General features: G+C 59.8%; 18 protein-coding genes and 1 pseudogene. 16 read left to right on the plus strand and 3 right to left on the minus strand.

Annotated elements, in window-relative coordinates; all coding sequences use genetic code 11:
- Positions 1–36: 36 nt before the first annotated feature.
- From ACD590_RS36000 to ACD590_RS36020, 5 genes and pseudogenes are all read left to right on the plus strand, one after another.
- Positions 37–354 (plus strand): annotated as a pseudogene (locus tag ACD590_RS36000) (nitrogenase component 1); the annotation flags it as partial.
- Between the two features lie 18 nt (positions 355–372).
- On the plus strand, positions 373–861 hold the full coding sequence (locus ACD590_RS36005; RefSeq protein ID WP_088397325.1) for a NifX-associated nitrogen fixation protein: 489 nt from the start codon (positions 373–375) through the stop codon (positions 859–861).
- Between the two features lie 24 nt (positions 862–885).
- Positions 886–1,089: a CCE_0567 family metalloprotein gene (locus ACD590_RS36010; protein WP_097622192.1), complete on the plus strand. Its 204-nt coding sequence runs from the start codon at positions 886–888 to the stop codon at positions 1,087–1,089.
- Positions 1,086–1,403 carry a ferredoxin III, nif-specific gene (gene fdxB / locus ACD590_RS36015; protein ID WP_097622191.1) on the plus strand — a complete coding sequence of 106 codons (318 nt, stop codon included), beginning with the start codon at positions 1,086–1,088 and terminating at the stop codon, positions 1,401–1,403. The genes ACD590_RS36010 and fdxB overlap by 4 nt, the downstream gene beginning before the upstream one ends.
- A gap of 954 nt (positions 1,404–2,357) precedes the next feature.
- Positions 2,358–2,813 carry a phasin gene (locus ACD590_RS36020; protein ID WP_007636614.1) on the plus strand — a complete coding sequence of 152 codons (456 nt, stop codon included), beginning with the start codon at positions 2,358–2,360 and terminating at the stop codon, positions 2,811–2,813.
- 252 nt (positions 2,814–3,065) lie between these two features.
- Here ACD590_RS36020 and ACD590_RS36025 read toward each other — a convergent pair whose 3' ends face one another.
- Positions 3,066–3,197, minus strand: a complete 132-nt coding sequence (locus tag ACD590_RS36025) for an NAD(P) transhydrogenase subunit alpha (RefSeq protein ID WP_088397119.1) — start codon at positions 3,195–3,197, stop codon at positions 3,066–3,068.
- A 336-nt stretch (positions 3,198–3,533) separates the two neighbouring features.
- On the opposite strand from ACD590_RS36025, the gene hemN reads away from it, so the two are divergent.
- Positions 3,534–4,886 (plus strand): oxygen-independent coproporphyrinogen III oxidase, encoded by a 1,353-nt coding sequence (gene hemN / locus ACD590_RS36030; protein WP_097622116.1) that lies wholly within the window; start codon positions 3,534–3,536, stop codon positions 4,884–4,886.
- Positions 4,887–5,453: 567 nt separating this feature from the next.
- Here hemN and ACD590_RS36035 read toward each other — a convergent pair.
- Both ACD590_RS36035 and ACD590_RS36040 read right to left on the minus strand, forming a co-directional pair.
- On the minus strand, positions 5,454–5,693 hold the full coding sequence (locus ACD590_RS36035) for a hypothetical protein (protein ID WP_097622117.1): 240 nt from the start codon (positions 5,691–5,693) through the stop codon (positions 5,454–5,456).
- A gap of 166 nt (positions 5,694–5,859) precedes the next feature.
- Entirely contained in the window at positions 5,860–6,303 is a 444-nt protein-coding gene (locus tag ACD590_RS36040) for a pseudoazurin (protein WP_007637029.1), read from the minus strand.
- 317 nt (positions 6,304–6,620) lie between these two features.
- Between ACD590_RS36040 and ACD590_RS36045 the strand changes: the two genes are divergently transcribed.
- From ACD590_RS36045 to ccoS, 10 genes are all read left to right on the plus strand, one after another.
- Positions 6,621–6,845 carry a hypothetical protein gene (locus tag ACD590_RS36045; protein ID WP_179874264.1) on the plus strand — a complete coding sequence of 75 codons (225 nt, stop codon included), beginning with the start codon at positions 6,621–6,623 and terminating at the stop codon, positions 6,843–6,845.
- Between the two features lie 284 nt (positions 6,846–7,129).
- On the plus strand, positions 7,130–8,752 hold the full coding sequence (gene ccoN, locus ACD590_RS36050) for a cytochrome-c oxidase, cbb3-type subunit I (protein ID WP_007637026.1): 1,623 nt from the start codon (positions 7,130–7,132) through the stop codon (positions 8,750–8,752).
- An 8-nt stretch (positions 8,753–8,760) separates the two neighbouring features.
- Entirely contained in the window at positions 8,761–9,495 is a 735-nt protein-coding gene (ccoO, locus tag ACD590_RS36055) for a cytochrome-c oxidase, cbb3-type subunit II (protein WP_007637025.1), read from the plus strand.
- Between the two features lie 8 nt (positions 9,496–9,503).
- Positions 9,504–9,656 carry a cbb3-type cytochrome c oxidase subunit 3 gene (locus ACD590_RS36060; RefSeq protein WP_004674411.1) on the plus strand — a complete coding sequence of 51 codons (153 nt, stop codon included), beginning with the start codon at positions 9,504–9,506 and terminating at the stop codon, positions 9,654–9,656.
- Between the two features lies 1 nt (position 9,657).
- Positions 9,658–10,521, plus strand: coding sequence for a cytochrome-c oxidase, cbb3-type subunit III (gene ccoP / locus ACD590_RS36065; protein ID WP_088397122.1), 864 nt, complete (start codon positions 9,658–9,660; stop codon positions 10,519–10,521).
- Positions 10,522–10,532: 11 nt separating this feature from the next.
- Positions 10,533–10,718, plus strand: a complete 186-nt coding sequence (locus tag ACD590_RS36070; RefSeq protein ID WP_054185956.1) for a hypothetical protein — start codon at positions 10,533–10,535, stop codon at positions 10,716–10,718.
- A 167-nt stretch (positions 10,719–10,885) separates the two neighbouring features.
- Entirely contained in the window at positions 10,886–12,460 is a 1,575-nt protein-coding gene (gene ccoG / locus ACD590_RS36075; RefSeq protein ID WP_097622118.1) for a cytochrome c oxidase accessory protein CcoG, read from the plus strand.
- Positions 12,457–12,942, plus strand: coding sequence for a FixH family protein (locus tag ACD590_RS36080; protein WP_007637017.1), 486 nt, complete (start codon positions 12,457–12,459; stop codon positions 12,940–12,942). The genes ccoG and ACD590_RS36080 overlap by 4 nt, the downstream gene beginning before the upstream one ends.
- Complete coding sequence (locus tag ACD590_RS36085; RefSeq protein WP_097622119.1) at positions 12,939–15,224, plus strand: cation-translocating P-type ATPase; 2,286 nt, start codon at positions 12,939–12,941, stop codon at positions 15,222–15,224. The genes ACD590_RS36080 and ACD590_RS36085 overlap by 4 nt, the downstream gene beginning before the upstream one ends.
- Positions 15,221–15,379, plus strand: coding sequence for a cbb3-type cytochrome oxidase assembly protein CcoS (gene ccoS, locus ACD590_RS36090; protein ID WP_004674425.1), 159 nt, complete (start codon positions 15,221–15,223; stop codon positions 15,377–15,379). Before ACD590_RS36085 ends, ccoS begins: the two co-directional genes overlap by 4 nt.
- Positions 15,380–15,402: the final 23 nt, after the last annotated feature.

Consider the following 15,402-nt stretch of genomic DNA (forward strand, 5'->3'; position numbering starts at 1 on the left):
GAGGCCGGCCGCCTTCATCTGAACTTGGAGACCGCAATGCCCTCGCTCAATGCTAAAGTCCAGGACGTCTTCGACGAGCCTGCCTGCGAGAAGAACCGCAGCAAGGATTCCAAGGCGCGTAAGACCGGCTGCTCGAAGCCGCTGATCCCCGGGGCGGCAGCCGGCGGATGCGCTTTCGATGGCGCCAAGATCGTGCTGCAGCCCGTCACCGACGTCGCGCACCTGATCCACGGGCCTCTCGGCTGTGAGGGCAATTCCTGGGACAACCGAGGATCGGCTTCCTCAGGTCCGACGCTCTGGCACACGAGCTTCAAGGTGCTGACCGAATCAGGCGCCACCGAAAAGAAGCCTTTCGATGAGGAGGACTAGGACATGGGTACATTGACAGGAAGTACGGATGGCCCTGCTGTCAAGGAGGATGGGGATCTCGCCACCCCTTTTCTCAGATGCCTCATAAGGCTCATCCGCGCTCAGGATGCCCATGGGGCGTGGGAGGGCAAATCGGACGCTGACCTGCTGGCCGACTTCATCCTCACCAAGGAGCAGCGCCGTAAGATCCCGATCATAGGCGATCCCGATCCAGATGTGCTGTGGAGGCTCCAGAATTTTTACAGTTGCGTGGGGCTTGTGATCGAAGAGTGCACAGGCCTGTTGGCATCGCCGATCATGACGATCGGCCATGAGGGCTTCGGCCGCGTGCTTTTCACGACTGGACGGTTGGTCGTTCTGTCGAAGACCCTGCGCGATGTCCACCGGTTCGGCTTTGAGACGCTTGGCAAGCTCGCCGAGGTCGGCAACAAAATGGTCGATGACGCGATTGCAGTTATCGAAACCTATCCCGACGTTGCGCGGGCATCATGAAATCAGTTTTCGAGGAAAGAGATCATGCCAAACATTGTGGAGCAGCTGAAGAAGGTCCGTAAGCTGCAGTCACGTGCCGCCACTGCGAAAATGGCGTTGCACGATCTTGCCGAGGACCTTCCGATTAATTGGGCTAAGATCAAGACCATTGCTGGAGAGACGTTCGACGCCTTCGCCGAGTTGAACGCTGCGAAGGAAGAGCTCGCCGCATTGGAGAATTCACGATGACCGGCTCTTTCGTCACGCGCGACGGCTCCAGCTGGGTGCCGGAGTACCTGACCTGCATCGATGCTGCAACCTGCATCGGCTGTGGCCGATGCTTCAAAGTCTGCTCTCGCGAAGTCATGCACCTCTATGGCGTCGATGAAGCGGGTGGAATCCTCGGCATCTGCGACGACGAGGATGAAGACTTCGATGGCGAGCTCAATCGTATGATCATGGTTGTCGACCAGGCCGGCCGATGCATTGGTTGCGGCGCCTGCGCGCGCGTCTGCCCGAAGAACTGTCAGACCCATGTCGCGGCAGATAAGGTTAGTGCGTGATCTTGCGAACAAATCAGGAGAACGCTGTTGCCTTCATCTCGTTTGTTGCCTCCTGCTGCTCGTACTCTGCGCAAGCCAACGAACGAAGTTACTTCCTGTGGCATTCCATCCACAAAGTTAGCGTTGCGATGGTGGCTAGTTCATCGCTTCTTCAGTGAAGCTTTTTCAAAAGCGCGAAGTGGCGATCGCTGTCTCGTGGCCCTCGGCGATGAACCGATTATCCGGTTTCCAAGGCTGATGCCCCGTGATCGGATCGCCACACATCGTGACATTCGTGTCCCATGCCGGTTCCGCGGATGCGGATGCGGCGGTTTCTACCCAGATGACGGCCGGTGTAAAGAAGGCACTGCGCTTGCACGCAATGTCTCGCGCAAGCTGACCGTCAAGGCAAACACCAGTGCGCGGCTGACGGAGGCACTTGCGGCGAGGACCGCAACGTCACTTTCCACCCCGCAGGCTCAATACGATCCGACACAGGACGATCCTGAGCGCGATTGAATTACATGCTCATTCGCTTGTCCCCATCTCAGCTGTCCACATGTCTCGCAAATGTCGGGCACCCGACACCTATCTAGAAGCAACCCGCTCGTCGGGGTTGCTTCTGCTTCGCCCGCCGCCGTCGTCCCCTCTCGGGTCTCCTCGGTATTGTCGAATTGTCGAGATTAGAACGTTTGTTCGCCGGTCTCTCCGCCAAATACCCATCAATCCGCCCATCGATAAACAAAAATCATCTTCTTGGAGCGTCTGAGCAGTTGGCATGGTGTTTGCTGATCCCTGGTTACAAGCGGCAGAAAGCAGTCTGCATGATGCCGGTTCATGAAACGAACGGAACGGAGGCCACATGACGGTTCGTCATCGGCCCGACGTTCTACCAAGCGGCCTGCATAGTCCGCCGGCGGAAGGGGCAATCCCGACGTCACAGCTTGCAACCAACTCAATGAGAAGGAAAACGCTATGACCAAGATTTCCGAAAGATCCTTTGAAACGATCGAAAACCCGGCGTCATCGCCGCTCAAGGTGCCAGATCAGTTGGGCGCATCCGTTGAAAAGGGGAACAAGCAGGTGACAGAGGCTTTTTTGAAATTTGCGTCCGGTGCTGAAGCGACACAGAAAATGCTGCCTCCGATCCTCGAAACGACAAGCCTGTTCGGCAACGAATTGTCTTGGAAGACGATCGCTGCACTGCAGGCCGACGCCGAGGCCGGCTTCTCGCATCTGCAAGCTTTGCTTAGCGCAAATTCGCCGTCGCAGGTCCTCGAACTGCAGTCGACCTTCCTGCGCAAGCGGGTTGAGACAAGTTTGCAGCACGCCAAGGAATTCCGGGTACTCGCAAGCAGGACGGTGGAGGAAATCTCAAAGCCGGTCAAGGATGCTTTTGACAAGGTGCTGACGGACCTCAAGGCGACGTAAAACTGAGGAGAGCCTGGAAAAACCGCGCGGTGATCTGCCCGGTGAAGAAACACCTGAAGTTCGCACTCGCTTCGATGACCGCTCGGTAGCTCCCGATCTTTCCCATCCATCTTCTGTGCACGGCTGATGCGCGGGATGTCTATGGCGCTTATATTCGCGCCCGAATGCAGAGCCCGCTCGAGCAACTCGTTGTTGGCTACGGGATAGATGAAAGAGATCAGCGTCTTTTCAGGCGACAGCAGGGCGACCTCATTAGTCGGAGCGCACCTTGACGATCACGTCGGCGGCCGCGGCGAGGGCCTGTGGACTTGGAACGACCACGACTTCCGCATTTCGGTAGGCTTCGTTCGAGATTTCCGCCGTTAGGCCGGCACCAGTTTCCACTGGCGATCAGCAAAATATCGCCGGGGGCCAGCGCATGGAGCGTGCCGAGACGGTGGGATGCGGCTCGACCGGCGACACCACGCGGACATCAATTTGAGTTGTTTCACCCGGTATCAGGCATTCTTGCTCGTTTCCTTGTGCCACGTCTCTTCGAACAGACGGGACCGCGGCTCGACCCATGTCAGAACGAGATGTTAGGCGGGTTCGAAAGTGCTGACTTTCACAGCGGACAAAGATCGGGCTGAGTCTGGCCTGAGACGTCATCATTGATTTGGGACAAGGAAGCCGGCGCGGCCGGAGGTCATAAAGCATCCTGTTTTGAGAAGGGATGCGAAAATGTCCGATGATCTGATCGCCAAATACGGCGATGCGCGGGTTCCGCGTTATACGAGCTACCCGACGGCGGCGGCTTTTTCAGCTGCCGTGGGGCCGGATGAATATGTCGGCAACCTCGCCCATATCGCCGCGGCTGGCCCGGTTTCGGTTTATCTCCACGTCCCGTTCTGCCGTTCGATATGCTGGTACTGCGGCTGCCACACAACCATCACCCGGCAAGACGCTCCAGTCGCCGACTATCTCGACGTGATGAAGGAGGAGATCGAGCTTATCTCCTTTGCGGCCGGAAACGACGTGCCCGTCAAGTACGTGCATTTCGGCGGCGGCACGCCGTCGGTCATGAAGCCGCAGGAATTTTCGGCTCTAATGGCAAAGCTCAGGAGCGCCTTTACATTCGAAGCGAAAGCCGGCGTCGCAGTCGAGATCGACCCTCGCACATTGGTCGCCCCCATGATCGACGCGCTCGGCGAAAACGGTATCGACCGCGCAAGCCTCGGCGTCCAGAGCTTCGATCCGATCGTGCAGGCCGGTATCAAGCGGCTGCAATCCTTTGAGCAGACGGAAAGGGCGGTCGCCGGGTTGCGCTCAGCAGGCGTCAGCAGCATCAACTTCGACCTGATTTATGGCCTTCCGAAACAGACCGTCCAATCTTGCATCGAAACGGTCCGGCTGGCTGCAGAACTGCGTCCCGAACGTTTCGCCGTTTTCGGTTACGCTCACATACCCGCTTTCAAGAAACATCAGCGCCTGATCGACGAAGCATCGCTGCCGGACGCAAAACAGCGGAACGAGCAGGCGGAAGTGATCGCCGAGGAGCTGCAGAACGCCGGATATCAGCGCATTGGGCTCGATCATTTTGCACTGCCGGACGATCAGTTGGCACTCGCCGCGCGCAACAGAGCGCTGAGGAGAAACTTCCAGGGCTATACCACGGATGATTGCGATAGCCTGATCGGCCTCGGCGCATCTGCGATCGGGCGGCTGCCGGCCGGCTATATGCAGAACCACGTGCCTCTCGGCCTCTATGCCGAGCGGATTGCCTTCGGGGTGCTGCCGACCGCCAAGGGATATCTTCTCAGCGAGGAGGACAAGCTTCGGGCGAGGGTCATCGAGAGGCTGATGTGCGATTTCGAAGCCGATCTCGGCCATTTGAGCAGCGGGTCGGGTTTCGACACCGGCTTCCTTGTCGAGGGCAACGACCGTCTCGGCGAGCTCATGGCCGACGGCGTCGTGACGATCAGCGGTGAACGGATTGTCGTATGCGAGGAGGCGCGCTTTATGGTCCGTGCAGTCGCGGCAGCATTCGACGCCTATTTTGGCTCGCACGGGCACACGCACAGCAAGGCAGCCTAATGCATGTCGCCGGAAGTTTGCATCGGTTCCGGCGACACGAAACGCATCAAAGGCCGCGCGAGAAGACATCGAGTTCCCGTTTCTCGATCGAGGACCCTGCGGTTATCTTCCCAGGAGTCCCGTCGACAACCGCACGTCGACGAGGATCGACGTCGCAAGTTCGTGTGAATCAGGGCGGGCGCACTCACAAATACGGTCATCGGGCGCCCTGTCGCAAGCAGATGGGCGCGCGCCCGTATCACCGCCTGGACGTCGAGGTCGTTACCGTCGAGCTTTTCGGCTCATTGAAGCACAGCTCGATCTCGGCAGGCCGCGGTCTAGGATATCGTTGGCGACTGACGTCGAACCTTTCAGGTGGCGTCGGCAAGCGCCGGTCCGCAGAAATGTGCCCATCGCGATTATGGCGGCCGCTCAGGCGCCTGAAGGAGCCTTGTCGCGAGGTGAGCTACCGAGCGCCGCATGGTCGACGGCTCTCGCCCGCTCACGAAAGCGGTTGTTCGAGCACGTCGAAGGACGAGGGCAGGGGTCTCGTAATTGTAGCACGACTTGCCTGCCGCGGGATTTCGATCAAACGTTCGACGGCGCCTTCCGTGCAATTCCTAGACGACCGGAACGAAACCGCGGGTTTCGGCTGGCATCTCCTTCGCGACTGCCCGCAAAAAACGACCTCGTTATATTCGTCGTCAGCGAGATTGCCGCCGGGCCAGTGATCTCGCCCACGCGTTTCTTCGCAGGTCTGCCGTGCAGATCATAGCTCTTTTCACAGGCCGCATTGACGTTCTCGATGATCCAGCCAAGTTTCGGCATTGGCTTTGCCGACAACCGTGTCCGACGCTAACCACTGCCTGGACGCCTTGCCTGACGCGCCTGGCTCTGCTCGATGCTCACGGGAGCATCAGTTGCTCCTGAGAGGCAGAAAGCCCCCGCGAACGCCATCTTCATGGGCTGCGCGGCCATCCGCACCTGCCGTTTATCACTGGGTGATGTGTGTGAGGTCGGCATCGAGCCGCTTACGCACCATGTTCGGCACCTTTGCAGTCTTGATCGCTTCGAGATTGGCCGGGCTGTCGCCCACCTGGATCAAGGCAACCATGCCCATGCCGGAATGTGGGGTGCATTTCAGGACATAGACGCCTGGAACATCGAACTTCGCCCGATATTGCTCGTTCGGCTTTGACTTATATTCCGCAACGCCATCCGGAATGAGGCCTTTGAAGGTTTCGACGTTGTGGCCCTTGTCGGTGGGGATGAAAGTGACGGTGTCGCCGGGGGCGATCTTCAGGAAGCCGGGCTCGAACACCATCGCGCCTTCCGTGCCTTTGTTGAGCATCCGAACCTGATGGTCGGCCGCCATCAACGGCGCTGCCGAGACAATCAAGGCTGCTGCTGCAGCGATCGGACTGAATTTTAACCGCATTTGCAAGCTCCTGTTCTGCGAGACCCAATCAGCCTCATGAATGTTTTTAGCAGATGCCGGATTTGGGTTCTTTGATGCCCGTCAAATTCGGGAATAAAAGGCAGAAGATCCCAATTTTTGCCTGCTTGCCCAGCGCCCTTGCGAGGGACATGGCAGCCTGCAAGCGATGTAGGAATCACCGGAGGACAAGCACGCTCGGCGAACGTCGGCGCTGCTGAACCAGCTTTGGATTGCCGCGACTGAGCTCATATCGCGTCGGGAGTTCGCGAGGGCATTAATGTCGATCCCCCGGTGTCGCGTGTGTGGAAGTTGACCCTTTGACAGGAATCCTCCGAAAACGACGCGCCGTTGAGATCGTCGGCGAAGTGAAGAGCGATTATCACGCGATGATCTTCGCCGATGAAACGAAGCAGGCGCACGACACCTTCTTCCACCTGGACGAGATGGTTGGCTTATCACCCTCCCACCAAATCGCCTTACTGGCCGCGACGGCTTCCGCCTCCGAGCCTACGAAAAGCGACGAGAGGGATTGGCCGGCATGAAGAGCTTTTAACGTCTTCTCGACGGACGCGTGGTGTTCTGCACAGCATCTTCATACCCCCTTGTGGCAGTGGGTGCGGTAGAAAGCAGCTGCGTCACATGGGAATAGCGGGCGGTGCCAAAAGGGGAAAGTTTGTAACAGAGTGTAACAACGTCCGTTCGTCCACCGCTTCCAGTCCGCTTGTTGATGTAGATCAAGGAGCCGTTCCCGTCTTCGTGACAGTCCTGCCTCGAAATCCGAGAAAGCCGGCCGCGAGGCGGTCGTCTGCGCACTGGGGACGACATCATGAATTACACGACAGAAACGATGGTGGTCGCGGTCGCAGCGTTTCTGGCGCTGCTCGCAGCGGCATTCGCGCACGATCATCTCTTTGCAGTCCATATGGGTATACTTTGCCTCTGCCTGGTTGTGGGAACGCTGCTGCTTGTTAAAAACGCAGAGTTTTCGCCGACGGGCCAACAGCGCAAAACAGACCTTACGGGCTATTGCGATGAGGTAATCCGCTACGGCCTGATCGCCACGGTGTTCTGGGGCGTCGTCGGCTTCCTCGTCGGCGTGATCATCGCGCTGCAGCTCGCCTTTCCCGACCTCAACATCGCGCCCTATTTGAATTTCGGAAGATTGCGACCGGTTCACACGTCGGCGGTGATCTTCGCCTTCGGCGGCAACGCGCTGATCATGACATCCTTCTATGTGGTGCAACGCACCTGTCGCGCGCGTCTCTTCGGAGGAACACTCGCCTGGTTCGTCTTCTGGGGCTACCAGCTGTTCATCGTGATGGCCGCGACCGGCTACGTGATCGGCATCAATCAGGCGCGCGAATATGCCGAGCCTGAATGGTACGTCGACCTGTGGCTTACCATCGTCTGGGTCGCCTATCTGGCCGTCTATCTCGGAACGATCCTGAAGCGCAGAGAGCCGCATATTTACGTGGCAAACTGGTTCTATCTCAGCTTCATAGTCACCATTGCGATGCTGCATGTGGTCAACAACCTCGCTGTTCCTGCTTCGTTCCTCGGCTCCAAGAGTTATTCTCTCTTCTCCGGCGTCCAGGATGCACTCACCCAATGGTGGTACGGCCACAACGCCGTCGGCTTCTTCCTCACCGCCGGCTTCCTGGGCATGATGTACTATTTCGTGCCGAAGCAGGCCAACCGCCCGGTTTATTCCTACCGGCTGTCGATCATCCACTTCTGGGCCCTGATCTTCATGTATATCTGGGCCGGCCCGCATCATCTGCATTACACGGCGCTGCCTGACTGGGCGCAGACGCTCGGAATGGTCTTCTCCGTCATGCTCTGGATGCCCTCCTGGGGCGGCATGATCAACGGTTTAATGACCCTTTCGGGCGCCTGGGACAAAATTCGCACCGACCCGATCATCCGGATGATGATCGTCGCCATCGCATTTTATGGGATGTCGACCTTCGAAGGCCCGATGATGTCGATCAAGGCGGTCAATTCGCTCAGCCACTATACCGAATGGACGATCGGTCACGTGCATTCCGGAGCACTTGGCTGGGTGGGTATGATCACCTTCGGGGCGATATACTACCTGACGCCGAAACTGTGGGGGCGCGAGCGCCTCTACAGCCTGCGGATGGTCAACTGGCACTTCTGGCTTGCGACGCTCGGGATTGTGATTTACGCCGCGGTGCTCTGGGTCGCGGGCATCCAGCAGGGGCTGATGTGGCGAGAATACAATTCCCAGGGCTTCCTCGTCTATTCCTTCGCTGAAACGGTCGCGGCGATGATCCCCTATTACGTGCTGCGTGCCGTCGGCGGAGCACTCTACCTGGCCGGTGGCCTCGTCATGGCCTGGAATGTGTTCATGACGCTCCGAGGCCACCTGCGCGACGAAGCCCCAATGCCGACCAGTTTGGTGCCCCAGGCACAGCCTGCCGAGTGAGGTGAGACATGGCATCGTTACTTGATAAACATAAGACCCTCGAGAAGAACGCGACGCTTCTTCTGGTCGGCTCGCTGCTGGTCGTCAGCATTGGCGGCATCGTTGAAATCGCCCCGCTGTTCTACCTGCAGAACACGATCGAAAAAGTGGCAGGGATGCGGCCCTACACGCCGCTAGAGCTCGCCGGACGGAACATCTACATCCGTGAAGGCTGCTATCTCTGCCACAGCCAGATGATCCGGCCGTTCCGTGATGAGGTCGAGCGTTACGGCCATTATTCGCTCGCAGCGGAATCGATGTACGACCACCCGTTCCAATGGGGATCCAAGCGGACAGGGCCAGATCTGGCCCGCGTCGGGGGGCGTTACTCGAACGAATGGCACGTCCAGCATCTCGCAAATCCGCGGGCCGTGGTGCCGGAATCAATCATGCCGAGCTACGCCTTCCTAGAAGAGAAGGAGGTGACGGTCAGGAGTGTCGGAGAGGACCTCAAGGCCAATGAGGACGTGGGCGTGCCTTACAGCGACGACATGCTGGCGAATGCCGAGGCCGACATGAGAGCCCAGGCCGATCCGAACGCGGACGCGGCGGCCCTACTCAAGCGCTACCCAAATGCGAATGTCGGCGATCTCGACGGCGATCCAACCCGGCTGACCGAGATGGACGCGCTGGTGTCCTACCTGCAGATGCTCGGAACGCTGGTTGATTTCTCGACCTATGACGACGCGACCGGCTACCGGTGAGGTGATCCATGGAAACTTACACTGCAATGAGACACTTCTCCGACAGCTGGGGCCTCCTGGCAATGGCGGCATTCTTCGTCGGCGCGGTCATGCTCACCCTTCGCCCAGGTAGCAAGCAAACGGCGAAAGATGCCGCCGATATTCCCTTGAAGGACGATTGAGATGTCGGAAAAGCATATCGATGAACTGAGCGGCGTCGAAACGACGGGTCATGAATGGGACGGCATCCAAGAGCTCAACAATCCCATGCCGCGCTGGTGGATCTGGACCTTCTACGTGACGATCCTCTGGGCGATCGGCTACGCCATCGCTTACCCGGCCATCCCGATGATCACTTCCGCCACTAACGGCTATCTCGGTTATTCAACGCGCGCCGAGCTGCAGCAGGACCTCAATCTCGCTAAGTCATCGCAGACGAAGTTCCATAATCTGATCGCTGCCAAGACAGTGGAGGAGATCGCCGCGGATCCTGCTCTTCGTGAATTCGCGATCGCTGGCGGCGCATCCGCTTTCAAGGTGAACTGCGCGCCCTGCCATGGATCGGGAGCGAGCGGCGGTCCGGGGTTTCCGAATCTCAACGACGACGACTGGCTGTGGGGCGGGGATCTGAATGCCATCCAGACCACGATCGCTCATGGCATCCGCTTCGACGGCGATACGGATAGCCATTCCTCCGAAATGCCGCCCTTTGCCGGTGTTCTGGAGCCCATCCAGATGAAGCAGGTCGCCGCCTATGTCTGGGGGCTGACCAATACGCCCTCGGATGTCGGTCTGGCGGCGGCCGGAAAACAGGTTTTCTTCGACAATTGCGCCCCATGTCACGGCGAGGACGCAAAAGGAAAGGCGGAAATGGGTGCGCCGGATCTCGCCGATGCAATCTGGCTGAAGTCGCGGGGTGAAGACGCCATTCTTCGTCAGGTTGCCTCTCCCAAACATGGCGTCATGCCTGCCTGGGCAGCGCGCCTGGGGGACACAACGGTCAACGAGCTTACCATTTTCGTTCATGCGCTCGGGGGCGGCACGTAAGGAGAAAAGACATGACAGCCCACGACCGCAATCCGATCCTCCGTCTCTACGGCACGCCGCGTGCTGTTATCCGATCGCGTGTCTCAGCGCGCGCCCAACAGATGCCTGCGTCTTCGGAGCAGGACGACCCGGCAAAGATCGGCAATTCGATGGTGAGTTTGATCTGCCTCAAAGACCACATGCAGACGAGCCGATAGTTTCAGCTCCTGTGGAGGACGTCCCAGCGGTTTCTCCGCCGCTGTCCTCCGGCCACGCCCTTACTCTGGGGCGTGGCCTTTTCGCTTCTGCACGGTCGTTCTTGATCTGCATCAAGGAACAGATGCGCCACGGCTGGGAAAAGAGTGGTGAAAATCGGACAGGTCCTATGAATCTCTATACCCGCTCCAATCTAAATGACATTGACCGCGTTTGCGTCGAACCCGTCAACGCCCGGCGCAATCGCCAGCCTCTCTATGCGCCGCGCAAGAAGATCTTTCCGAAACGCGCCGAAGGGCCATTTCGCCGGTTCAAATGGGTCTTGATGCTGCTCACGCTTGGCACCTATTACCTCGCGCCATGGATTCGCTGGGATCGCGGTCCCTATGCGCCCAATCAGGCAATCCTCGTCGACCTCGCCTCGCGGCGCTTCTTCTTTTTCTTCATCGAGATCTGGCCGCAGGAATTCTACTATGTGGCGGGCCTGCTCGTCATGGCGGGCTTCGGCCTCTTCCTCCTCACCGCCGCTGTCGGCCGCGCCTGGTGTGGCTATGCCTGTCCGCAGACCGTCTGGGTCGATCTCTTTCTCGTCGTCGAACGCGCTGTCGAAGGCGACCGAAACGCTCGGATGAAGCTCGATGCCGACCCCTTCACTTTCGACAAGCTCAGGAAGCGGGTGATCAAGCACGCGATCTGGCTGCTGATCGCCGTCGCCACGGGCGGAGCGTGGATCTCCTATTTTGCCGACGCGCCGAGCCTGGCGGCTTCACTGTTTGACGGCAGCGCTCCTGCCGCTGCGTATGCCACGATCGCCACCCTGACCGCGACGACCTATGTGCTTGGCGGCCTCATGCGCGAACAGACATGCACCTATATGTGTCCGTGGCCGCGCATTCAGGGCGCGATGCTGGATGAGAATTCGCTTGTTGTCACCTACAACGACTGGCGGGGCGAGCAGCGGTCGCGCCATGCCAAGAAGGCTCAGGGTCTGCCGGTGGGCGATTGCGTGGACTGCAATGCCTGCGTCGCCGTCTGCCCGATGGGGATCGACATTCGCGACGGCCAGCAGATGGAATGCATCACATGCGCCCTCTGCATCGATGCCTGTGGCGGCGTCATGGACAAGCTCGGAAAGCCACACGGCCTGATCGCCTATGCGACGCTCAAGGAATATTCGAGCAATATGTCGCTTGCTACTGACGGAGGACGGACAGCCATCCAGCCCTCCAATGTCCGAAACGACGACGGAAGCTTCATCCCGACCGTCCGGCATTTCGACTGGCGCATCATCTTCCGCCGAAGAACCGTCTTCTACGGTGTCGTCTGGGCATTGATCGGCATCGCCATGGTCGTCCATCTCGCCTTCCGCGATCGGCTCGGGCTCAACGTCGTCCACGACCGGAACCCTCAATATGTTCTGGAAAGCGACGGCTCCATCCGAAACGGCTACACGCTGCGTGTCCTCAACATGGTGCCGAAGCCGCGGGACGTGACCATCACCCTCGTCGGGCTGGAGGGGGGCACAATGCGCATTCCCGAGTTCGGCAGGCAGGATGTCCGCAGCTTCACCGCTCACGTCGAACCCGACGCGGCCACGACGCTCAAGGTCTTCGTCACGCGCGCCCCCGACGGGGCAGAGATCAACGAATTCCTCTTCGTCATCGAAGATATAGGCCAAGACGCCGGTCAAGCCGACCGGGCGAGCTATCGCGCGGCGTTCAACGCGCCGGGAGACGTGAAATGAAGACATCTACTCGAGGCTTTACCGGCTTGCACGTGCTGCTTGCCACCTCGGCATTCTTCGCCGTGGTGATCGCCGTCAACGCCACCATGGCCTTCTATGCTGCGTCCAGCTGGAGTGGCATCGTCGTGGAAAACACCTATGTGGCCAGCCAGGAATTCAACGCCAGGGCGGCAGCGATGAAGGCAATGGCCGCCTCCGGCGTCGAGGGCGCGCTCGTCGTTAAGGGCAGCCAAATCCGTTACGACATCCACGACAAGGCCGGCACGCCTGCGATGATCGATGATGTCACGCTGAACTTCAAGCGGCCCGTCGGCGATCATGAGGATTTCCGCTTGACGCTCCGGAAGACGGGCGAAGGGCGGTTCGAAGCTGATCACCAGGTTGTCGCCGGCGACTGGATCGTCGAGGCCATATCGAGAATGAATGGGGCGGTCGTCATGCATGAGGCCAAACGCTTCGACACCGCGGAGTTCCGCCAATGACCTGCTGTTCGATGGATGCGGAAAGCGTTCTCGCCCTCAGCGCGACATCTGCCAGCGCCGGGGAGGTACGCCTTGCCAGCCACCCGCTCGGGGCTGGATTACGCCAGGTCGACCTCAGCGTGCCCGACGTCCACTGTGGCGGCTGCATATTGACCATCGAAAAAGCACTGTCGGCGCTTGCGTTCGTCAGGAAAGCCCGGGTCAATCTCACCGCCAGACGTGTCAGCTGCGTCTATCAGGAGGAGATCGAGGCGAAGGCGACCGATCCCTCCGAAATCCTCGCCGCGATCACTTTGGCCGGATACCGCGCCCATCTCATCACGTCGACAGCACTCGAAACCGACAGGATCCGGAACCAGCTACTGCTGGCGATCGGAGTTTCCGGCTTTGCGGCCGCCAACATCATGATGCTCTCGGTGTCGGTATGGTCGGGCGCCGATGCGGCCACGCGCGACATGTTTCACTGGATCTCGGCGATGATCGCGGCGCCTGCGCTGGTTTATGCGGGACGCCTCTTCTTCAAATCGGCGTGGAACGCGGTAAAAAGCGGGCGCACCAACATGGATGTTCCGATCTCGCTTGCCGTGACGCTATCCTATGCAGTCTCCCTGTGGGAAACCGTGCACCATGGCGAGCATGTCTGGTTCGACGCATCGGTGTCCCTGCTGTTCTTCCTGCTGATCGGTAGAACGCTCGATCATGTCATGCGGGAAAAGGCGCGCGCTGCAATCAATGGGCTTGTCAGACTAACGCCGCGCGGTGCGCTGCTGATAATGGCGGACGGGTCGCGGCGCTATGTTGCGGTCGAAGAGATCGCAGTTGGAGACGAGATCTCGATTGCGGCCGGCGAACGCATCCCCCTCGACGGCATGATCGTCAGCGGCAAGAGCGACGTCGACCTCTCCATCGTCACCGGCGAAAGCAGCCCGGTCGCCGTCGCCGCAGGCAGCGCGGTGAATTCGGGTGCGATGAACCTGACCGGTTCGCTCGTCCTGCGGGCGACTAAAGTGGCAAGGGATTCACTTCTTTCCGAGATCATCGGCCTGATGGAAGCGGCCGAGGGCGGCAGGGCTCGTTATCGCCGGGTCGCCGATCGCGCCGCAGCACTTTATTCTCCCGCCGTGCACCTGTTGGCGTTGGCCTCCTTTCTCGCCTGGGGCTTGCTTGGCGGCGATTGGAAACAGGCCATGCTGGTCGCGGTCGCGGTGCTGATCATCACATGCCCCTGCGCATTGGGCCTTGCTGTACCGGTGGTCCAGGTGGTCGCCGCCGGCGAACTTTTCCGCAGGGGCATCATGGTGAAGGACGGTTCGGCGCTCGAAAGACTGGCCGACGCGGACATCGTGGCCTTCGACAAGACCGGCACCCTGACGATGGGCCGGCCCCGCCTCGTCCGAGCCGACGCGATCGACGGGGGCAATAGCGCCATCGCCTGCGCAATGGCGGCGCATTCCCGGCATCCGCTTTCCCAGGGTCTGGTGCGGGACATAGAGATCTCTTACCCCTTCGCCTTCGACAGGGTCACGGAAATCGCCGGCGGGGGGCTGGAAGCCTGGAAAGGAGCGGACTTCTATCGGCTCGGCAACCGGGCCTTTGCCTGCGGAACCGGGCTCACGCCCGCAGGCGATAGTCCGTTTTCGGAGGTGGTCCTGTCGAAAAACGGCGTTGATCTCGCCCGTTTCCTGTTTGACGACACGCTTCGTCCGGGCGCCGCCGAGGCTTTCCGCCAGCTCGCTGCAGCCGGTATCGAAACGCTGATAGTATCCGGCGACAGGCAGGCCGTCGTCGACAACACAGCGCGGGCTCTCGGTATCGGCAAAGCTCTGGGCGACCTGGCGCCGAAACAGAAGGTCGAGGAACTCCAGAGGCTGGGCGCCGAGGGCTATCGCGTGCTCATGGTCGGCGACGGGATCAACGACGCACCGGCGCTGGCCGCCGCGCAGGTCTCGATGGCGCCCGCAACCGCATCCGACGTCGGCAGGCAAGCCGCCGACCTTATCTTCTTCAACGATCGTCTCGATGCCGTTCCTGAAGCAATCGCCGTTGCGCGAAGATCCGCCAGCCTCATTCGCCAGAACTTTGCTCTCGCCATCGGTTACAACGTGCTTGCGGTACCGATCGCAATCGCCGGCCTGGCAACGCCGCTGATAGCGGCGGTGGCCATGTCGACTTCGTCGATCATCGTCGTGACGAATGCGCTGCGATTAAATGCCTTCGGCAGGCGCCCCGGCCTACGGAGCGAGCCGCTTGCCGGGGGAAGTGCGGAAGTTGAAACCACATGAACATGCTGATCTATCTGATGCCGATCGCACTGCTGATGGGGGGAATGGGTCTCCTGGCGTTCCTCTGGTCGCTGACGAGCCGCCAGTACGACGACCTTGAAGGAGCAGCTTGGCGAATCCTCGTCGAGGACGAAACCGATTGCAAAAGACCTTGAACCGCTCACGGCCGAAACGAAAG

Source organism: Rhizobium sp. 862_C5_N1_2 (assembly GCF_051811205.1).
Lineage (GTDB): Bacteria > Pseudomonadota > Alphaproteobacteria > Rhizobiales > Rhizobiaceae > Rhizobium > Rhizobium leguminosarum.

What these genes read in the sequence shown, in the direction of transcription:
- ACD590_RS36005 (WP_088397325.1), top strand. Translation starts at nt 373, where the DNA reads ATGGGTACATTGACAGGAAGTACGGATGGCCCTGCTGTCAAGGAGGAT.
- ACD590_RS36010 (WP_097622192.1), top strand. Translation starts at nt 886, where the DNA reads ATGCCAAACATTGTGGAGCAGCTGAAGAAGGTCCGTAAGCTGCAGTCA.
- fdxB (WP_097622191.1), top strand. Translation starts at nt 1,086, where the DNA reads ATGACCGGCTCTTTCGTCACGCGCGACGGCTCCAGCTGGGTGCCGGAG.
- ACD590_RS36020 (WP_007636614.1), top strand. Translation starts at nt 2,358, where the DNA reads ATGACCAAGATTTCCGAAAGATCCTTTGAAACGATCGAAAACCCGGCG.
- hemN (WP_097622116.1), top strand. Translation starts at nt 3,534, where the DNA reads ATGTCCGATGATCTGATCGCCAAATACGGCGATGCGCGGGTTCCGCGT.
- ACD590_RS36035 (WP_097622117.1), bottom strand. Translation starts at nt 5,693, where the DNA reads ATGCCGAAACTTGGCTGGATCATCGAGAACGTCAATGCGGCCTGTGAA.
- ACD590_RS36040 (WP_007637029.1), bottom strand. Translation starts at nt 6,303, where the DNA reads ATGCGGTTAAAATTCAGTCCGATCGCTGCAGCAGCAGCCTTGATTGTC.
- ccoN (WP_007637026.1), top strand. Translation starts at nt 7,130, where the DNA reads ATGAATTACACGACAGAAACGATGGTGGTCGCGGTCGCAGCGTTTCTG.
- ccoO (WP_007637025.1), top strand. Translation starts at nt 8,761, where the DNA reads ATGGCATCGTTACTTGATAAACATAAGACCCTCGAGAAGAACGCGACG.
- ACD590_RS36060 (WP_004674411.1), top strand. Translation starts at nt 9,504, where the DNA reads ATGGAAACTTACACTGCAATGAGACACTTCTCCGACAGCTGGGGCCTC.
- ccoP (WP_088397122.1), top strand. Translation starts at nt 9,658, where the DNA reads ATGTCGGAAAAGCATATCGATGAACTGAGCGGCGTCGAAACGACGGGT.
- ACD590_RS36070 (WP_054185956.1), top strand. Translation starts at nt 10,533, where the DNA reads ATGACAGCCCACGACCGCAATCCGATCCTCCGTCTCTACGGCACGCCG.
- ccoG (WP_097622118.1), top strand. Translation starts at nt 10,886, where the DNA reads ATGAATCTCTATACCCGCTCCAATCTAAATGACATTGACCGCGTTTGC.
- ACD590_RS36080 (WP_007637017.1), top strand. Translation starts at nt 12,457, where the DNA reads ATGAAGACATCTACTCGAGGCTTTACCGGCTTGCACGTGCTGCTTGCC.
- ACD590_RS36085 (WP_097622119.1), top strand. Translation starts at nt 12,939, where the DNA reads ATGACCTGCTGTTCGATGGATGCGGAAAGCGTTCTCGCCCTCAGCGCG.
- ccoS (WP_004674425.1), top strand. Translation starts at nt 15,221, where the DNA reads ATGAACATGCTGATCTATCTGATGCCGATCGCACTGCTGATGGGGGGA.